At 50.2% G+C, this 18,442-nt stretch carries 19 protein-coding genes; 14 read left to right on the forward strand and 5 right to left on the reverse strand.

The window, feature by feature from the left end; translation table 11 throughout:
* Window positions 1–129 precede the first annotated feature (129 nt).
* The 4 genes from RT340_RS13915 (at window position 130) to RT340_RS13925 (ending at window position 2,198) form a co-directional block, all read left to right on the forward strand.
* A complete protein-coding gene (locus RT340_RS13915) occupies window positions 130–1,401 on the forward strand; it encodes a Glu/Leu/Phe/Val family dehydrogenase (protein ID WP_211729045.1) in 1,272 nt (423 codons plus the stop codon).
* Between the two features lie 105 nt (window positions 1,402–1,506).
* Window positions 1,507–1,650: a hypothetical protein gene (locus RT340_RS22610; RefSeq protein WP_409566152.1), complete on the forward strand. Its 144-nt coding sequence runs from the start codon at window positions 1,507–1,509 to the stop codon at window positions 1,648–1,650.
* Window positions 1,651–1,656: 6 nt separating this feature from the next.
* Window positions 1,657–1,863 carry a type II toxin-antitoxin system RelE/ParE family toxin gene (locus RT340_RS22615; RefSeq protein ID WP_409566153.1) on the forward strand — a complete coding sequence of 69 codons (207 nt, stop codon included), beginning with the start codon at window positions 1,657–1,659 and terminating at the stop codon, window positions 1,861–1,863.
* Window positions 1,860–2,198: a helix-turn-helix domain-containing protein gene (locus RT340_RS13925; RefSeq protein WP_034829921.1), complete on the forward strand. Its 339-nt coding sequence runs from the start codon at window positions 1,860–1,862 to the stop codon at window positions 2,196–2,198. The genes RT340_RS22615 and RT340_RS13925 overlap by 4 nt, the downstream gene beginning before the upstream one ends.
* Before the next feature lie 65 nt (window positions 2,199–2,263).
* Here RT340_RS13925 and RT340_RS22620 read toward each other — a convergent pair whose 3' ends face one another.
* The 3 genes from RT340_RS22620 to RT340_RS13940 form a co-directional block, all read right to left on the reverse strand.
* On the reverse strand, window positions 2,264–2,356 hold the full coding sequence (locus RT340_RS22620; protein ID WP_072226574.1) for a porin: 93 nt from the start codon (window positions 2,354–2,356) through the stop codon (window positions 2,264–2,266).
* A gap of 118 nt (window positions 2,357–2,474) precedes the next feature.
* Window positions 2,475–2,939 carry an SRPBCC family protein gene (locus RT340_RS13935; RefSeq protein WP_211729054.1) on the reverse strand — a complete coding sequence of 155 codons (465 nt, stop codon included), beginning with the start codon at window positions 2,937–2,939 and terminating at the stop codon, window positions 2,475–2,477.
* A gap of 60 nt (window positions 2,940–2,999) precedes the next feature.
* Window positions 3,000–3,557: a TetR/AcrR family transcriptional regulator gene (locus tag RT340_RS13940; protein ID WP_313376586.1), complete on the reverse strand. Its 558-nt coding sequence runs from the start codon at window positions 3,555–3,557 to the stop codon at window positions 3,000–3,002.
* Between the two features lie 187 nt (window positions 3,558–3,744).
* On the opposite strand from RT340_RS13940, the gene RT340_RS13945 reads away from it, so the two are divergent.
* Window positions 3,745–5,262, forward strand: a complete 1,518-nt coding sequence (locus RT340_RS13945) for an MDR family MFS transporter (RefSeq protein WP_211729043.1) — start codon at window positions 3,745–3,747, stop codon at window positions 5,260–5,262.
* Between the two features lie 263 nt (window positions 5,263–5,525).
* Complete coding sequence (locus tag RT340_RS13950; RefSeq protein WP_211729042.1) at window positions 5,526–6,077, forward strand: C40 family peptidase; 552 nt, start codon at window positions 5,526–5,528, stop codon at window positions 6,075–6,077.
* Window positions 6,078–6,117: 40 nt separating this feature from the next.
* Here RT340_RS13950 and fhuE read toward each other — a convergent pair whose 3' ends face one another.
* Window positions 6,118–8,292 (reverse strand): ferric-rhodotorulic acid/ferric-coprogen receptor FhuE, encoded by a 2,175-nt coding sequence (gene fhuE, locus RT340_RS13955; RefSeq protein ID WP_097119034.1) that lies wholly within the window; start codon window positions 8,290–8,292, stop codon window positions 6,118–6,120.
* Between the two features lie 447 nt (window positions 8,293–8,739).
* Between fhuE and RT340_RS13960 the strand changes: the two genes are divergently transcribed.
* Window positions 8,740–9,831, forward strand: a complete 1,092-nt coding sequence (locus RT340_RS13960) for a YncE family protein (protein ID WP_034829915.1) — start codon at window positions 8,740–8,742, stop codon at window positions 9,829–9,831.
* Between the two features lie 60 nt (window positions 9,832–9,891).
* On the opposite strand, the gene RT340_RS13965 is transcribed toward RT340_RS13960, so the two are convergent.
* The gene (locus RT340_RS13965; RefSeq protein ID WP_097119035.1) at window positions 9,892–10,761 is read right to left on the reverse strand and encodes an AraC family transcriptional regulator; all 870 of its coding nucleotides are present in this window, start codon (window positions 10,759–10,761) and stop codon (window positions 9,892–9,894) included.
* Window positions 10,762–11,515: 754 nt separating this feature from the next.
* Here RT340_RS13965 and RT340_RS13970 point away from each other — a divergent pair.
* The 7 genes from RT340_RS13970 to RT340_RS14000 all read left to right on the forward strand — a co-directional run.
* Window positions 11,516–12,925, forward strand: a complete 1,410-nt coding sequence (locus RT340_RS13970; protein WP_313376595.1) for a sugar porter family MFS transporter — start codon at window positions 11,516–11,518, stop codon at window positions 12,923–12,925.
* Between the two features lie 15 nt (window positions 12,926–12,940).
* Window positions 12,941–13,951, forward strand: coding sequence for a Gfo/Idh/MocA family protein (locus RT340_RS13975; protein ID WP_211729039.1), 1,011 nt, complete (start codon window positions 12,941–12,943; stop codon window positions 13,949–13,951).
* Window positions 13,952–13,985: 34 nt separating this feature from the next.
* On the forward strand, window positions 13,986–14,414 hold the full coding sequence (locus RT340_RS13980) for a PTS sugar transporter subunit IIA (protein ID WP_211729038.1): 429 nt from the start codon (window positions 13,986–13,988) through the stop codon (window positions 14,412–14,414).
* A gap of 27 nt (window positions 14,415–14,441) precedes the next feature.
* Window positions 14,442–15,383: a sugar phosphate isomerase/epimerase family protein gene (locus RT340_RS13985; RefSeq protein ID WP_211729037.1), complete on the forward strand. Its 942-nt coding sequence runs from the start codon at window positions 14,442–14,444 to the stop codon at window positions 15,381–15,383.
* A 363-nt stretch (window positions 15,384–15,746) separates the two neighbouring features.
* Entirely contained in the window at window positions 15,747–16,286 is a 540-nt protein-coding gene (locus tag RT340_RS13990) for a sugar dehydrogenase complex small subunit (protein WP_160834277.1), read from the forward strand.
* A 20-nt stretch (window positions 16,287–16,306) separates the two neighbouring features.
* The gene (locus RT340_RS13995) at window positions 16,307–17,935 is read left to right on the forward strand and encodes a GMC family oxidoreductase (RefSeq protein WP_182058550.1); all 1,629 of its coding nucleotides are present in this window, start codon (window positions 16,307–16,309) and stop codon (window positions 17,933–17,935) included.
* A 2-nt stretch (window positions 17,936–17,937) separates the two neighbouring features.
* Window positions 17,938–18,442, forward strand: a 505-nt coding sequence (locus RT340_RS14000) for a c-type cytochrome (protein WP_313376603.1), incomplete at its 3' end; no start/stop codon positions are given.

Below are 18,442 nucleotides of genomic sequence, written 5' to 3' on the forward strand. Positions count from 1 at the left end.
TCCAGCAGGGTGGCACCAACATCCACTATCTGGAGAAAAAACTCGGCCTGCACGACTAAACCAATCCTCTCGCCGCCATTCTGCCGTTGGCGGCATTTTCTATCCTGACAGTAAAATCTGGAGGTCAGTTTGTCTGAACTTTCCTATGTGACAGGCGACTGTCACTCAGCCTGGTCAACGTATTTGACGCAGGTTGAACGCGTGTTGCCACTGCTGGGCGATCTTAGCCGCTGGGCCGATACGTTGACGCATCCGAAGCGGGCATTAATCGTTGATATCCCTCTGGAAATGGATGATGGCTCAGTGCGTCATTTTGAGGGTTATCGCGTGCAGCACAATTTGTCGCGTGGGCCGGGTAAGGGTGGGGTGCGTTTCCATCCTGATGTGACGTTGCAGGAGGTGATGGCGCTCTCTGCATGGATGACGGTGAAGTGCGCTGCGCTCAACCTGCCGTTTGGCGGAGCGAAAGGCGGCGTGCGTGTCGATCCGGCAACCTTATCCCATAAAGAACTAGAGCGTTTAACGCGGCGCTATACCAGCGAAATCGGCAATATGATTGGTCCCCAACAGGATATTCCCGCCCCTGATGTTGGAACCAACGCGCAGGTAATGGCGTGGATGATGGATACCTGGTCGATGAACGTTGGCGCCACTACCACCGGCGTAGTGACCGGCAAACCGGTGCATCTGGGCGGGTCACTGGGGCGCGTCAAAGCCACCGGGCGCGGGGTTTTCGTCACCGGTTGCAGCGCTGCGACTAAGCTGGGCATTGATGTGCCAGATAGCCGCGTGGCGGTGCAGGGTTTTGGTAACGTTGGCAGCGTCAGCGCCGAACTGTTCCATGCGATTGGGGCAAAAGTGGTGGCGGTGCAGGATCACAAAGCCACATTGTATTTGTCCAGCGGAGTGGATATCCCGGCGTTACAGACGTGGCAGCAGGCTCACGGTAGTATCGCGGGCTTCCCGGGTGCTGACACCATCGCGGATGAACATTTTTGGACGCAGCCTTACGACATTCTGGTTCCTGCTGCGCTGGAAGGGCAGATTACTGCTGAACGTGCCAACCAACTGAAGTGCAGCCTGATTATTGAGGGGGCAAATGGCCCAACGCTACCGGAAGCGGATGATATCTTGCAGCAACGCGGCATTGCTGTGGTGCCAGATGTGATTGCGAATGCGGGCGGCGTGACGGTGAGTTACTTCGAATGGGTGCAGGATTTCTCCAGCTTCTTCTGGAGCGAAGAGGAGATCAATCAACGGCTGGACAGCATTATGCAGCACGCGATTGAAACGGTGTGGCATAAAGCGGATGCGCTGAACGTGACGCTGCGTACGGCAGCTTACGCCGTTGCCTGCGAGCGAATTCTGCTGGCAAGGAAGGATCGCGGGTTGTATCCGTAAACACATTAGTTTGAGAGAAGCCTCGCAAATGCGGGGTTTTTTATTGTGTGAAGTTTGTTCCGTACACTTAGGTGTGTATAATATTTTATACACAAATGGAGTGGTGTGGAGCGCACAGAAATGGATGAAAAGGATTTAGACTGGCGTGATACAACGCTGGAGGACATCAAAATGTTCCCCAATGAGGTGAAAAAGGACGTTGGATTTGAACTTCACAAAATTCAAAATGGGCATAATCCCACTCACTAAAAGGCTGTGAATCGCTGGGGAGCAGGTGTTATTGAGGTCAAAATAAAAGGCTATGATGGCGAATATCGCGTCGTTTATGTGGCAAAATTTGTTGAAGCCATTTATGTCATACACGCCTTCCAAAAGAAAACACAACAAACCAGCCCCAAAGATGTGAATATAATCATCGAGCGTTATAAAGCAGTTATCGAAGAACGGAGAAAACTAACATGACCGATAAAATCGATACCCAGTCGCGGCATATCACCAAAGCGGGCAGCAATATTTTTGCTGATCTCGGATTCGAACCGGCTGAAGCGGACTCCCTTCTGACACAATCTCGTGAAGAAATTAACCGAGCCGACGAATTAAAGAAGCAGCTAATGACTGAAATTTCTGAATGGATGACGGCAAGTGGCCATAAGCAGATTGAAGCGGCAAAGATCCTGCACGTTTCCAGACCCCGAGTTTCAGATGTGGTTAATCTAAAAACAGAAAAATTTACCATTGATTCGTTAGTGGGTATGGTTGCGGCGATGGGCAAAAAGGTCCAGTTAGTGATCGAGTAATTCACCCGCTGCAAACTTGACTGCGAGTAGTCGAAAAAGGCCAGCATTGCTGGCCTTTCTATATATTAGAACTGATACACCAGACCCAATGCTACCTGGTCATCATTCGGCAGACCGAGTTTGTTGTTATCGTCGAGCAGGTTGATCTTGTAGGCCACAAAGGTCTACATGTTTTTATTGAAGTAGTAGGTTAATCCTGGCTCAAGGAATTTAAGTAAAGCTTCATTGCCCATGAGCCTTTAAGTAGGCTCATTATCAAGAAAACCGCAGGTGCCCTTAAAGCATCTGGGCATAAGCTTCAAGCTGGTCGGCAACCATGCCCCAGCCGCTATGAAAGCCCATTTTTTCATGTTCGGCGCGTGCTTCAGCGTTGCGATGCCTGGCAATGGCAACGTAACGAGTCGCGTGCGGATTGAGCGGTTCCAGTAGCAATATTGCGGTCATGAAAGGATGCTCAGCAGGTTTCCATCCTTCTGTATAGGTATCGGTAAAAACCAGCTTCCGACAAGGTATCAGCTCCAGAAACACCCCTTCGTTGCGCATTTCATTCCCCTCCACCTCAAAAACCGTGTTGAACCGACCACCAGGATGCAGATCGATATCGCAACTGACTAACTTATGAGGCTTAGGCACAAAAAAGTGTTGGAGATGTTCTGGTGTGGTCCAGCAGCGCCAAATCACCTCGGCGGGTACTTGCAGCGTACGCTCAAGCTGTAAATCGGTATCGGCATCTAAAATCATCATGTTTTTCCTGCTCGCTAAATGTCATTTCAACAGTGTAGTTGCGAGGCAGAAAACGGGTTAGCTGACCGGGCGGATCCCCTGGCAGAACAGGCTAAGTGTGTGCTGTACAATCAGCTCAGTATCAAACTCCGGCTCATTGGCGAAGCGTGTGAAGGGCACGAGTATCATGCTCAGAATGGAGGTCATCAGCAAATCGGGATTCAACGCTGCATTCAATAAACCCTGCTGTTGCCAGCGCACAATCAACGCCCTGACTTTGTCGCGTCCCGCATGTCCATAACGTTCTTTGATGTGTTGACCTAAGCCGTGCGAACCGCTGGTGACTTCTTGCATCCATAATGGGGCGAACCAGTCGTTGTTCAGGACGATATCAGCGATTTCACGGATGAATCCACTGAATGTGGTGACAGGGTCACTTATCTCCCCATCAAAATGCGCTTCCAGCCGCTGGCGTAGCGGTAAAAAGCGCTCCTCAACCACCACATCTAACAACGATTCGCGCGACTGAAAATAGTAGTTGAGCATCGCCGGACTCACGCCAGCTTTACGTGCAATCGCATTCAGCGAGGTTTCAGCGATGCCGCTTTCGGCATAAATCGCAAGCGTAATGTCCAACAGGTGCTCGCGCTGTTGTGCAGTGATGGCTCCGCCCCGAGGACGTCCAGGACGGCGGGGTTTGGCAGGAGTTGTCTTATCATCAGCTGGGACTTTTCGTGCGGTCATCTTTACGCGCTCACTTGTTTCATGTCAGAGTTCGATCAATATTAATTGTGTATTTAATTAATTTCAATTGGTGTCTGATATGAAGCCTAAAACACTTGTGCCGCACTCAGGCAGTGGAGAAGAGCGTCTTCCTTCCGTCCGCTTGCTGATGGGCGCATTGATGTTGGTCATGCTGCTTTCCGCCCTTGACCAGACCATCGTCTCGACAGCACTGCCAACCATTGTGGGTGAATTGGGCGGGCTTGATCGGCTGTCGTGGATCGTCACGGCCTACATGTTGGCCTCAACAATTGTTGTCCCGCTGTACGGCAAATTCGGCGATCTGTTTGGCCGTAAAACGGTGCTACAAATCTCGGTCATCTTGTTTCTCATCGGCTCGGCACTGTGTGGCCTGGCGCAAAATATGGAGCAATTGATCTTTACCCGCGCACTGCAAGGTCTCGGCGGTGGCGGACTGATGGTGGTCAGTATGGCGGCCGTCGCGGATATTATTCCACCAGCAGAACGCGGTAAATACCAGGGACTCTTTGGCGGCGTTTTCGGTCTGGCGACCGTGGTGGGGCCATTACTGGGGGGCTTCATCGTCCAGCACGCCTCGTGGCGCTGGATTTTCTATATCAATTTACCGTTAGGGTTGTTTGCGCTGCTGATTATTAATGCGGTGTTTAAAGCCGATAACAAACGTAAACCGCATGAGATTGATTATCCCGGTGCTGTTTGCCTGAGTCTTGCGCTAGTGGGTATCACCCTGTTTACCAGTGAAGGCGGTACGTTGCGGGCATGGAGCGATCCGCAGTTGTGGTGCATCCTGGCGTTTGGTCTGGTCGGAGTGATTGGCTTTATCTACGAAGAACGTCGTGCATGGGAACCGATTATTCCGCTTGGGCTGTTCCGTAATCGCAGTTTTTCGCTCTCCAGTTTGATGGCTTTTATTGTCGGGATGTCGCTGTTCGGCAGCGTCACTTTCCTGCCGCTCTATTTGCAGGTGGTGAAAGGCTCAACCCCGACCGAAGCTGGGTTGCAGTTGCTGCCGCTGATGGGTGGGCTGCTGGTGACATCGATTATCAGCGGACGCATTATCAGTCGTACTGGTCGGTATCGTCTTTTTCCGATTGGCGGAACCTTGCTGGCGACGGTTGGGATGGCACTCATGACGACGCTCACCCTGCAATCTGCGCTGTGGCAGATTTATCTCTACGCCTGCGTGCTCGGAATGGGCATGGGGATGGTGATGCAGGTGCTGGTGCTGGCGGTGCAGAACAGTGTGACACCTGACCGTATTGGCGTCTCCACATCCTCTGTCACGTTGTTCCGTTCGGTGGGCGGTTCAATCGGGGTGGCACTGTTTGGCGCGATGTTTAGTCACGTCTTGAAATCGGGTTTGACTGAATTGGTGGAAAAGGGCGATGTATTGCCCGCCACGCTGGACCCGAATGCAGTGCACCATTTGCCGTATGATGTGCAACAAGCGTATTTGCAGGTATTTAGCACAGCGGTACATGCGGCATTCCAGATGGCGGCGGTGGTGATGGCGCTGGCCTTTATTTTGTCATTATTCCTGCCAGAGTCGCCGTTACGCAGCCAATCCAAACAATAAAATGATGCCGGCTTGCCACCATCGGCAGACAGATGCTGATGGTGGGATGAAATAGCAGCAGAGTTGGGCGAATTAATAACCTCCAAAGCGAAAATTGGCGAAGGAATATATAATTTTTATCCCAAATACATGATGTTACCTTTGCGTAAACTTAAGTAAAAAAGAAGAGGATTAAAAGAATTCAGCGGCGAGCTATTTATTTTTGCAACTTTTTTGCGGTATAAATCTCTAACCACTGTCTCCCTCAGCGAAAACGTCATCCCATGATCAACTCTGCGGCCAGAAAATTTATCGCCTGTCTGTTTGTTATTACCCTGGCAGGTTGCTCTTCCAAAACTTCTCATGCACCTGCGGAAGAGAGTGTCGATGCTTCAACCGTTGGTGGTAAGCAACCCGATTTGATTCCCGTGATCGCGGCATTACACGACCAGATGCACTCATGGGAAGGCACCAAATATCAGTGGGGCGGCACGCAATTAAACGGTGTGGATTGCTCCGGTTTTGTTTGGCGAACCTTAAAAGATCGTTTCAATATTCCAATGGATCGTGTCACAACGCGCGAATTAATTGCCATGGGGCAGCCGGTTGATAAGGCGCACCTGCAACCCGGTGATTTAGTGTTCTTTCGTATCAAACACGAGTTACACGTTGGCTTTTATGACACCGACCACCAATTCCTCCACGCTTCGGTTAGCCAGGGCGTGATGCGCTCCTCACTGAATAATCCGTATTGGAAATCGGTATATCTGGAGGCGCGGCGTCTGCCACGAGAACAGAATTCGCAGATCAGCTTTAATTATAAAAATAAAGTGTGATGCAGAAAGTATCCCCGGCCTGGCGCCGGGGATTTTTTTATCAGAATTGATATGACACGCTAACCGAGAAGTTGCGCGGCTCACCGTAAACATAGTTGTTCATATAGGTGTAGTACTCACGGTCGAATAAGTTATCGACGTTAGCTTGCACCGCAACCTGTTTGGTGACCTGATAACGGGCAAACAGGTTTGCCAGTGGATAGCTTCCCTGATACACGCGCTGGGTGCTGCCATCTGGCGCGCTCACATCTTCAAATACGCGGTTCTGCCAGTTAATACCGCCACCGATGGTCAGGTCAGGCAACATCGGTACGTTGTATCGGGTAAACAGCTTGAACTGGGTTTGCGGTTGATCAGGGTTATAACGACCATCCGAATCACGCGCTACATAGCGCGTTGCGCCGAAGGTTAATTGCAGGTTGTCGGTAAGCGCACCGTTCAGTTCAAACTCGGCGCCTTTGCTGCGTGCGCCCTTAGTGGCGGTGTAGGCCTGTTCGCTGCTGTTGTTGACGTACACGCCATTCTCTTCGGTGCCAACATTCTCTTGCTGGATCCGGAACACTGCGAAGGTGGCGGTTAAACGGCCATCATACCAGGCTGATTTCACACCCGTTTCGTAGCTCTTCCCGGTCACTGGGGAGAGATAATGGCCTGAACTGTCGCGATAAGTCTGTGGCTGGAAAATCGACGTATAGCTGGCATAGGCTGACCAGGTATCATTGATGTCATACACCAGACCCGCATACGGGGTGGTATTGTTTTTGGTCATGTTACCGCTGCTACCGTTGGTGCTCCACTCGGTGTAGCGCGCTCCAATAATCAATGACAACGGATCGGCCAATGAGAAACGCGCTGCGGTATAGGCTGACTTCTGACGGATAACGTCATTGGCGTTCAGATACCAACCCTGCCACTGAGGTTCGGCAATATTGCCATTCCAGTTATTGTTGAAGGGCCCCATATCCGCTGAGGTAATGTCATACTCATCAAGATCAGTAACACCATCCTGACTATAAGTCTGGTTGTGTTGGCGGCTGTAACTTAAGCCTGCCATTAATTGGTGCTGGCGGCCTAACAGCTCAAACGGTCCACTGGCAAAGGCATCAACCGAAGTTTGCTCACGTTTACCGCGGTCCAGACTGCCATATCCTGTTGAACCCTCACCTGTGCTTTCATCTGGATTACCCATGACATATAAAAGCTTGTCACTGAACGTATTCTTGGCATGGGTGCCATTCACATGGAAGCTCCAACCGTTATCGAAGTTGTGCACCAGATCGGCATACACTTTCTGCACTTCAGTGTGGTAGTACGTCCAGTCTGCGCCTGAGTTCAGGCTGCGGTTGTAATGGGTAAGTGACCCGTTGCTGTAGAAGACGGGTAATCCACCCCAGGTTGGGTCGCGAGTATCCGCTTTTTCATAGTCGTAGCCGAGAGAAAAGGTCGTTTTGTCGGTTAAATCCGCATCGACCACGCCATATAGGAATTTCTTGTTTTTATGATATCGGTCCAGCCAGCTGTCCTGATCCTGATAACCCGTCACCACGCGCCCGCGCAACGAACCCTCGCTGTTGAGTGGCCCTGAGATGTCTGCAACATAACGCTGTTTATCCCAACTGCCATAGCTAGCGTCCACCGAACCCGTAAACTCTTTGCTGTCGGCGTGCTTGCGCACCATATTCACCGAAGCAGAGGGACTGCCAGCACCAGTCATCAAACCGGTGGCACCGCGCACCACTTCAATACGATCGTAAATGGCCGTGTCCGAGGCTGCATCACCATAGTTCCAGCTATCACCGACCGAGGTGGGGATGCCGTCAAAGGTGAAGTTGGTGATCTTGAAACCGCGCGAATAGTATTCTGAACGTTCAGAATCCACCAAGTTGCTGGTGATACCAGTGGTGTTGTTCAGCACGTCGGTGACAGTTTGCAACTGCTGGTCCTGCATACGCTGCTGCGTCACTACACTGACAGATTGCGGCACGTCACGCGGCGTGAGTAGCAGCTTTGTGCCCGCTCGCGTGGTTTTCACCGCATAGTCCTGCTTGTCATTATCATCACTGCTGTCACTGGTGGTCGCATTGACCACCAGATCCTGCTGAGTGGTATCAGCAGCCTGCGCCAATGTGGGGTTGAGAAGGGCGTGTACTGCCATAGCCAACAATGAAACGCTGAACGTTTTGCGGATACCTGATTCCCTGCCGATCAAAGACATAATCGTTTCCGTGGTAACTGATGGTTATAAGAAGCCATTACGCTTCGGTTGTTATGCTGGTGGTTGCGTCATGCTACCCAAAAGGGCAGAACAAACGAATGCACTATCTAATTACGAACGCCAATGATAATCATTTGCTTTATAGAATCTCGCAAGGATTCAATTTGAAGTGTAATAATGTGTAAACACGAAGTAATTCAGTCATCTGGAGGGATTTATAACCCGTTAGTTGCTGGTGTTTTCACTTTTATTTTGCAAGATTTGGCACTTTTTTAATATCAGGTAGCGTCAAATCAGGCGGCGAATTGAGTTAGCCGGGTGGAATGAGCACATAAATCTACGCGAATATTTGATTACTTTACGTTAATGCGTATGATTCTCATTCTTCTTATATTTTCCGCCCGCTACGATGTGGTCGGAGCCGTTCATCCATTGATGGAGTTCAGCATGAAATCGTTGTTTAGCCCGCGTAAAGCCACTGTTGCTATGGCGATCGCCGCAGCATTTAGCCTGACGGCTTGCCAGGCACCTGCCAAAAAAGCCGAGGCACCAGCCGCTGAGACTGTAAAACCGGTTGATACCGCAGTGTTGAAACGCGACCTGGGCGATGGTCTGTACGAAATGGCCTACTCTCCAGCATCGAAAGCACTGTTTGTCGCCAGCGCACAGGCATTCAAAGATGTTAACGGCGGTATGATCTATCGTCTTGATCCTGCGACGCTTGAGACCAAGGGTGAGACACACACCGATCTGAAAAACTTTGGTACGGCGATCGATGAGCAGGGCAGCGTGTTCTACACCACCAACTCACTGGATGGCGCTATTTCCAAAGTGGACGCGCAAAGCGGTAAAGTGCTGCAGCGTTTAGTGTTCCCGGGCAAAATCAGCAAAGAAGGCTACCCAGCGGGTGCGCGTGAAGTGCTGTGGCATGGCAATGAGTTGTATGTCGGTCGAGTGGCCGATCCAGGTTATATCTCCGTGGTCGATACTAAGACCTTCAAACTGAAAACCGAGATTAAAAATGCGGGCAAATGGGTAACGGGCATTATTTACTCTCCGGTTACTGAACGTATTTATGCGGCCAACGGCTCTGGCGAGATCCTGGTGATTAATCCGCGCACCCACAAAATCGAGAAGCGCTGGACAGCCGGTGACGGTAAAGAGTATCTGTTCCTGAACATGGCAGAAGATCCATCCACTGGCCGCCTGTTTGTGACTGACGATTCTAAAGGCAAAGCCACATTGGTCTTTGACGAGCGCACCGGTAAAGTGATCAAGCGTATCGAGGGTGATTCTCTGGGTATTAAATTCGATGCGAAGCGCAATGAGATCTTCATCAGCCAGCGCGAATCGAAGAAAGTACTGCAGTTGGATGCCACCACTTACGCAGTAAAGAACAGTTGGTCATTCGAACAGAATCCCAACAGCCTGCTGATTGGACCGGATAACAATACCCTGTATGTGACCTTGAAGGCCGAGTTCAATAAAGACTCTTCAACTAAAGGCACCGATGGTATTGCGCGTATTACACTGAAATAAGATTGCGCTATGAAAAGATGCCTTCGAAAGAGGGCATTTTGCTTTTGGAAGAACGAAAAATTAACGATTGAGTTGCCCGGTCAGCCAGAATTTTTTATAGCGTGCAGGTGGTATGCCGACAAGATTATGAAAGATGCGATGGAAGTTATTGACGTTATCGTAACCCACGGCGTTAGCCACCTCAGTGACACCCAGATTGGTGCTCAATAGCAAATTTTGCGCCTCGCCAATTCGGCGACGCGTCTGATATTGTTTGGGTGAATACCCTGAATAATCTTTGAATACGTGCGCCAGATAAAATTGATTCATATTCAATGCAGCGGTGATCGAACTCAGTGCGATATCTTCTTTATAGTGATTATCAATGTAATCTTTGATGCGTTGTCCCAGTAGGGTGTTATTGCTCTCCTGCTCTTGTTTGTTTTCAATCCAGATATTGCGGCACAGTAATAGCAGCACGCTCAGTAAGTTATCGCCGATTTCGGCACTAAAGAGCCGTTTGCTGTTAACGTGTGCCCACATCTGATCAAACAACTGGCAAATTTCATCATAAAACTCACCGCTGGGCATCACGGCAGGTTGGGCGCGCGTGGTGAGAACATTGAGAGGCAAGCCATCAACCTTAAGTTGCTCAACGCCGCAACTGAAGATCAATAAATCGTCTGACGCATCAGGGCTTTCGTCATGAAGTACATTCGCGTTAAACAACATGATATCGCCTTGCTTGACGTCATAGCCTCGGCCATCGATGTTGTAGATGCCACTGCCTGAGCGTATGAACATCACTTCAAAGCGGTCATCATGCTTGTGCATGACGCGAGGAATGGCCTCTTCTTTACCTTCTGCTTTGCACATAAACGCCAGGCGCGGACGCAAACTGTTGTCGAAGCCACGGGCGGAGGGATGTTCATTGATGCAAAAGGTAATCATGGTAGCTCCTGTTGGTATAGCGCTATTCTTGCATTAGTTTTCAGCCTCGTAATCATCATTTTTGCTTTTTACTGATATTTAATCCATTGACAGGTAAGGCGTTGATGATTTTAGGAGAGTGCCAGGTGTTGATTTTTGTTTTTTAAACATTGGCTAAAATATAAATTTGATCGTCATCACACTTTTATTTTGATCAAAATACACCCACGCATTAAATACCAGGAAAGCATGATGTTGTGTTGAGCGGCATGAACTTGCAATCAATAGGGATAAGTTGAGGGCTAAAATGAAAATATCATCAATATTGCTGTATTCGAACAGGTGGAAATACAAAATTGTCGAAGCCACAGGCGATAAGTGCCATTGAATGCGTGCCATAGTCGCGAAGAAATATTTTAACAAACATGTGAAAAAATGGCTTTTTTTATTTGTCTTCATTCTTGCTATGTCAATGCATAATATTTGCAATGTGACTTTAATCACTGGTTTTTGTGATTTTTGTGAGGAATATATGATCTTTCGCACGCTGTTAAATCGTGTGGGCGAGAGCAACTGGTGTTTGGAATTCACTTTGATATAACGTTGTTGTAACGAAAAGGGGACTGACAGCGTGTTCAGCGTTGCCAGAAAAATAACAATAATGATGTTGTGCATTAAATAAATGTTCTGATTCAGGCTGCGTAAAATTCCTCAGCGACGACTGACCAAAAATACGGCTTGCAACGGTTTTACCTTACAACCAGATGGAACAGCTATGTATAATAAAACGACCCTGCAAAATCCTCAGCGCATGCGGTTAATCACCATTGTTTCGACGATTGGTGGTTTATGCTTTGGTTACGATACCGGTGTTATTTCCGGTGCGCTGATATTCATGAAGTATGACCTGAATCTGACACCTGCGCAGGAAGGTTTTATTACCTCATTCCTGTTATTCGGTGCGGCACTTGGATCGTTATTTGGCGGATATTTATCGGATAAACAGGGGAGGCGTAAAAACCTGCTATGGGTTGCAGCTATCTTTATGTTTGGCGCTTTAGGCACTGCATTCGCCTGGGATGTGCCCTCAATGATTGTGGCCCGATTTATTCTGGGCTTAGCGGTGGGCTGTGCCTCCGTTACAGTACCTATTTATATTTCCGAATTAGCGCGGGCAGATCAGCGTGAACGATTGGCGACGGTCAACGAATTAATGATCGTGACCGGGCAATTCCTGGCGTATTCCGTTAACGCTGCGATTGTAAACCTGTATCCAGAGATGCAGCACAACTGGCGCATTATGCTGGCGATTCCCGCACTGCCGGGTGCGCTTTTGTGGTTCGGGATGTTAATGATGCCTGAATCGCCACGCTTCTTTATTCGCCGTGGCGAAACGGATAAGGCCGTGAAGGTGCTGAAAACATTGCGCCTTCCGGAGGAAGTCGACCGCGAAGTGAAAGAGATTCAGCAGATCGTTAAGGCTGATCAGGTGAAGTTTAATCTGTTCGCTGAGCTAAAAAATCGCTGGGTGATTCAACTGGTTTTGATTGGTTTAATGATTGTGCTGGCCACTCGAGTGACTGGAGTCAACACCATCATGTACTACGCGCCAACCGTCCTGAAAGCAACTGGGCTCGGTGATGCGGCAGCGGTTACCGGCGCGGTGGCAAACGGCATTATCTCCGTATTGGCGACGCTGCTGGGCATGGCGTTGATTGGCAAGCATTCACGCCGAAAAATGTTTTTCACCGGTCAGGCTGGGGTAACCGTTAGCCTGGTGTTAATTGGCCTGGCGTTTAAATTCTTCTTCCACACTGAAACCGTCAACGGAGTGGATACGCTGCATGCCAATTTCGCCAACGCACCTTATGTCATTCTTGGCTTGATGTTGGTATTCCTGGTGTTTATGCAGGGTTGGATTGCGCCAGTATTCTGGCTGATGTTAGCGGAAATCTATCCATTAAGAATGCGTGGTGTCGGCATAAGCTTTGCGGTATTTGGCCTGTGGATCTTCGACTTTATGATCCAATCTATCTTCCCTTATTTGCTTAGCCATTACGGTGGCGGCATGACTTTCGGTTTCTTCGGCGCGACCAACGTCATCATGCTTATTCTGCTAGTGAAATATTTACCAGAAACGCGTGGCCTGACTCTGGAACAGATTGAAAAGAAATTTCGTTTTTAACCTGAGGATGAATAAATGATAGTCAAAATCGGCTTAATTGGTCTGGGCATGATCGGCCGGGACCATCTGAAACGTTTCCACCATGTTATTTCCGGCGCGCAAGTCACTGCTGTTTGCGATATTAACCACACAACAGCCGATGCCGTGGCGAACGAATTTGGTGCCACCGCGTTTTATGATGCAGAAGAGATGATCAATTCCGAATTGGTCGATGCAGTCTTTATCTGCTCTATTGGTCCGGTACACAAAGCGCAAATTTTGGCGGCCTTTAATGCGGGCAAGCCCGTATTCTGCGAAAAACCGCTGACACCAACGGCTGATGAATCGAAAGAAATTATTGATGCAGAGGTCAAAGCGGGTAAGCGCCTTTTACAATTGGGCTTTATGCGCCGTTTTGACCCGGGTTATCAGGCGCTGAAGCAGTCGATTGAGGGGGGCGCGTTGGGCGACATCATGTTGATTCACTGTGCTCACCGCAACCCGTCAGTGCCAGAGAGCTACACGCTCGAGATGGCGGTTAACGACTCCGCCACTCACGAAATCGACATCATTCGCTATTTGCTGAACGAAAATATCACGTCTGTGCGTGTAGACAAGCCGCGTAAGAAAACCCGCCGCGCATTGCCGCACTTGCAGGATCCGCTAATTGTGATCTTCGAAACCGAATCCGGTGTTCGTATTGACGATGAACTGTTTGTGAACTGCCACTACGGCTACGACATCCGCTGTGAAGTGATTGGTGAAAATGCCATTGCCGCCTTGACGGAGCAACAGTTCATCAGTACCCGCTCACTGAACGGCAATGCACAACACATTGCGCAATCTTGCATGGAACGTTTTGCAACGGCTTACGATCGCGAAGTTCAGCATTTTGTTGACAGCGTGCGTGATGGTCGCGAAATGAGCGGCCCTTCCTCCTGGGATGGCTACGTCGTCGCGCTGGTCTGTGATGCCGGTCTGGCTTCGCTGAAAGATGGCGAGAAACATGACGTGGTGATTCCAGAGCAGCCCGCGCTTTATCGCTAATAACCTAACTTCTCGCGAAAAGTGAGGAATGACGATGTTGAAACTGACGGAAGATGCGCTGCATTTTCAATGTTGGGCAGCGAATAAAAACCAAGCCATTGAGATAGCGGCAAAGGCGTTAGAGCAGTCCGGTTATGTAAAACCTGGCTTTATCAATGGCATGTTAGCGCGTGAAAAAAGCGTTTCTACCTATATTGGGGCGGGTATTGCTTTCCCTCATTGTGCGAAAGAGAACCTCGACCAGGTGATTAAAACCGGGTATCAGGTTTTTCAATTTCCAAATGGTGTGAGTTGGGGCGCTGGAAAGGTGGTGTTTGTCGTCGTTGCTGTTGCGGCAACTGAAAATGAACATATTCCACTGTTAGCTGATATTGCCAATTTGCTCGGCGATGAAGTGAAAACCACGTTATTAGCCAATGCAAAAACCAAACAAGAATTTATCGAACAATTTGAGAAAGCGTGATTTACGCACCAGATGAAGGATTAAACAATGAAGCTTGCATTATGTACTGACGTTCTGGCGGATTTACCTTTCGCGGCGATGCTGGATAAAGTTAAAAGCTACGGTATTGAGGGCGTAGAAATGACGGCAGGTGGATGGTCACCCTGTCCGCACGTGAAAACAGAGGAACTTCTGGCCTCGCCAGAAAAACTGGAGAAGTTCAAGCAAGAGCTGGCTGAACGAGAAATGCGCATCGTGGCGTTAAACTGCTCAGGGAACCCGTTGGCACCGGGTGAATTGGGTGAGACACACACGAAAAGTAGCTATCGCGCGGTTGAGTTGGCAGGCAAGTTGGGCGTGAAAAAGATCGTGATGATGAGTGGCCTGCCAGGTGGGGGGCCAGAAGATCGCGTGCCGAACTGGATTACCTCTACCATCTCATGGCCAGATTATATGCCGGGTGTAATCGATTATCAGTGGAATGAGGTGGCCATTCCGTGGTGGAATAAATTTGTCCAGCACGCTAAACAGCATGGCGTAGAACAAATCGCGATTGAAGAGTTCCCATGCCAATTGGTGTACAACCCCTCGACATTGCTGCGCCTGCGTCACGAGGTGGATGACATGATCGGCATGAACCTCGATCCTTCGCACCTGATTGCGATGGGTGCGGACCCGATTGCTGCTGCACGTAAGCTGGAAGGGGCAGTGTTCCACGTCCACGGCAAGGACGCGCGTATTGAGCGTGGTTTGGCCGACGTTGACGGCTTGATGGAGTATCAACCGGTGACGAACACGAAAACCCGGACCTGGAACTACGTTGCTGTCGGTTGCGGTCAGGATCTGAAGTGGTGGAAAGAGTTCTTTTCTGTATTGCGCATGACCGGTTACAACGGCGACGTCTCGCTGGAGATGGAAGACCTTACCATGAGCGTGGAGGCTGGTCTGCAGACTTCCATTGATGCGCTGAACGCAACGCTGAGTCAGTAGGTTTGTATCAAATTAAGGCCGCTGTCTCATAGAGATGGCGGTTTTTTAAGTTCGCTCTTACACTCCAATCCGGTCTCAATCGCATTTTGTTAAAGATTTACTGCGACTTACATCACTCAAAATGATTACATCACCATTTTTCCTGCCCAATCCCACTCATTTTTGATTCGAAAACATCATTACGTATGGATTTTGTTTAGGATCTATTTATTATATTAAAAACCCGTGCGTTTCTAAGGTATCTGATTAACGTTGCGTTGCGTGATTGTTAATCGGCGGGTGTTTTACGTTATATCAATCAATTAGATATTTTTTCCTCCGTTTTGCGGGGATTTTGAGCGTGTCACTAACCAGGGATACACCATGAGTACTTCGCAAGACCTGCCACTCGGCGAGGTCCAGTTGTCACGTCGGAGAGTGTTACTGTCCGGCGCTGTGATCGTGGCTGGCGGCCTGATCACCACGACGATTCCGCGTTTGGCGTTTGCAGACTCGTCGAAAAATTTCATTCCTTTCATGCAGATATCTCGTCTTCTGGTCAATCACAAACTGGATGATACGGTCGGGCAGCGCATGTTGGCGCTGTTGGAACTCGAACAGCCGGAACTCATGACAAATCTCAATCATCTGCTGGCAATTGCCAAAGCTAATAAGGCGCAGATCGTTGAGGATTTCTTCCCGGCGATTCCGGAAGGTGCTTTGCAGCAACTGGCGCACAAAATCATCTTTGGCTGGTACACCGGCTGCCTCGAACCGAAACGTTCGGCAAAAGCGTTCGCTTATGAAAAGGCGCTGACCTGGAACACCACGATGGACACCATCACGATTCCGTCTTACGGCATCAGTGGGCCAAATAACTGGCAGCGCACCAACACACCGGTTCTTCCCGTACCGAAATTCTGACCAATAAAAGAAGATAAAATATGGCAGCTCCTTCTCAGTCACCCGTGGTGATCGTTGGCACCGGCGTGGTCGGTGTGGTGATCGCTGAGCAACTGCTTGATGCCGGCATTCCGGTATTGATGCTGGAAGCCGGCCCGCGCGTTTCGCGTGCCGAAATCGTTGAAAATTATCGCAATCTACCCCTGGCGGCCAAAGGCAACCCGATTGAGTGCTACCCGTCCCGCGATTGGGCTCCGCATCCGGAACCGGCAGGGGCGGGCAAAGGGTATCTGCAATTAAGCGGCGAAGACTCTTATGCGCAAAGCTATGTGCGCTATGCGGGCGGATCGACCTGGCACTGGGCAGGAACATGTTGGCGCTTAACGCCTGCGGATATGCAATTGCATTCTCGCTACGGCGTTGGCCGTGACTGGGCGTTTGATTATGAGACGCTGGAACCTTATTACGCCCGTGCTGAATATAAACTCGGCATTTGTGGACCGGACGATCCGGCACTGCAATGGCCGCCACTGCGTTCGAAACCTTATCCGATGCCCGCGCTGCCGTTTGGACCGGGGGAAGCACGCTTTACCGAAGTGGTGCGCGAGAAGCTGGGGTTGCATAACATCCCTACCGCGCAGGCCCGTAACAGCGGCATGTCCTATGACGATCGCCCGGCATGCTGCGCCAATAACAACTGTGTGCCGGTTTGTCCGGTGGGCGCGAAGTATGATGGTGCGACGGCACTTTCCCGCCTCGAAGCCAAAGGTGCCACCATCCTTGATAACGCGGTGGTGTGGCGTATTGAAACCAATGCCGGCAACAAAATCGAAGCGGTGCACTACTACGATCAGCACAAGCAAACCCATCGCGTCAGCGGCAAGTTGTTCATCATCGCCTGTAACGGACTGGAGACGCCGAAACTGCTGCTGATGTCAGCTGACTCGCGTAATCCAAACGGCATTGCTAACAGCTCCGATCAAGTCGGCCGCAACATGATGGACCATCCACAAATCACCATGACCTTAACGCTGGATGAACCTTATTGGGCGGGCGTAGGACCAGTGGTGAATAGCGGCATTATGGAAACCTCGCAAGGCGATTTCCGTTCTGAGCATGCGGGTGCTTACTTCCGCTTCAACAACTTTGCGCGCAACCGCTTCGTCACTTTTGGCGCACTGGAGAAAGGGCTGGTGGGTAAAGCACTGGATGAAGAAATCCGCCGCATGACCGCCTGCACCGCCGATATCGTGCTGGCGCATGAGATCCTGCCTGATGCCAATAACCGCCTGACGCTGAGCGATAAAAAGGATTGGCTTGGTCTGCCGAAACCGGCCATTCACTACAATGTGGGCGACTATGTTCGCCGTTCGTACCTGAATTACTCCAAACCGATCGCTGACAAGATTGCCGAAGCGATGGGCGCGATCGATAAGAAGTTCTCGAAACAATTCAACCAGAGCAAGCACATCATGGGTGGCACCATCATGGGTAACGACCCGGCTAATTCGGTAGTGGATAATGAGTGTCGCGCTCACGATCACCGCAATCTGTTCCTGCCGGGCGGCGGGGCGATGGCAAGTACCGCCTGCGGTAACAGCACCTTGACGATGGTGGCGCTCGCCTTTAAAGCCGCTGATGCCATCGTTAAACAGGCTCTGGAGGCGTAATCATGTTGAAAATAAAACAGATCGCGCTGGTTCTGGCACTGGCGAGCGGTGCCGCTCATGCCGCTGATGATGCCTTGGTCAAAAAAGGCGAATATTTAGCGGTAGCCTCAGATTGTACTGCCTGTCATACCGCTGAACACGGTAAACCCTTCGCCGGTGGCAAAGCGATTGAATCACCGGTGGGTGAAATCATCGCCACCAACATCACGCCGTCGAAGGTCGCAGGGATTGGCAACTACAGTGAGCAGCAATTTGCTGATGCGCTGCGTAAAGGTGTGCGTGCCGATGGCGCCAATCTTTATCCGGCGATGCCTTACACCGCTTACGCCACCTTAAAGGATGAAGATGTGCATGCGCTGTACGCCTACTTCATGTCAGGCGTGCAGCCGGTGGATAACACGACGGAAGAGACCCAGCCGCCGTTCCCGTTGAATCTGCGGTTTTCGATGATGATCTGGAACGCGCTGTTCCTGAAAGCTCCGGGTTACACAGCGGATGCGTCACACT

The sequence above is a fragment of the Pantoea sp. CTOTU50773 genome, from assembly GCF_032082325.1.
GTDB classification, from domain to species: domain Bacteria; phylum Pseudomonadota; class Gammaproteobacteria; order Enterobacterales; family Enterobacteriaceae; genus Pantoea; species Pantoea communis.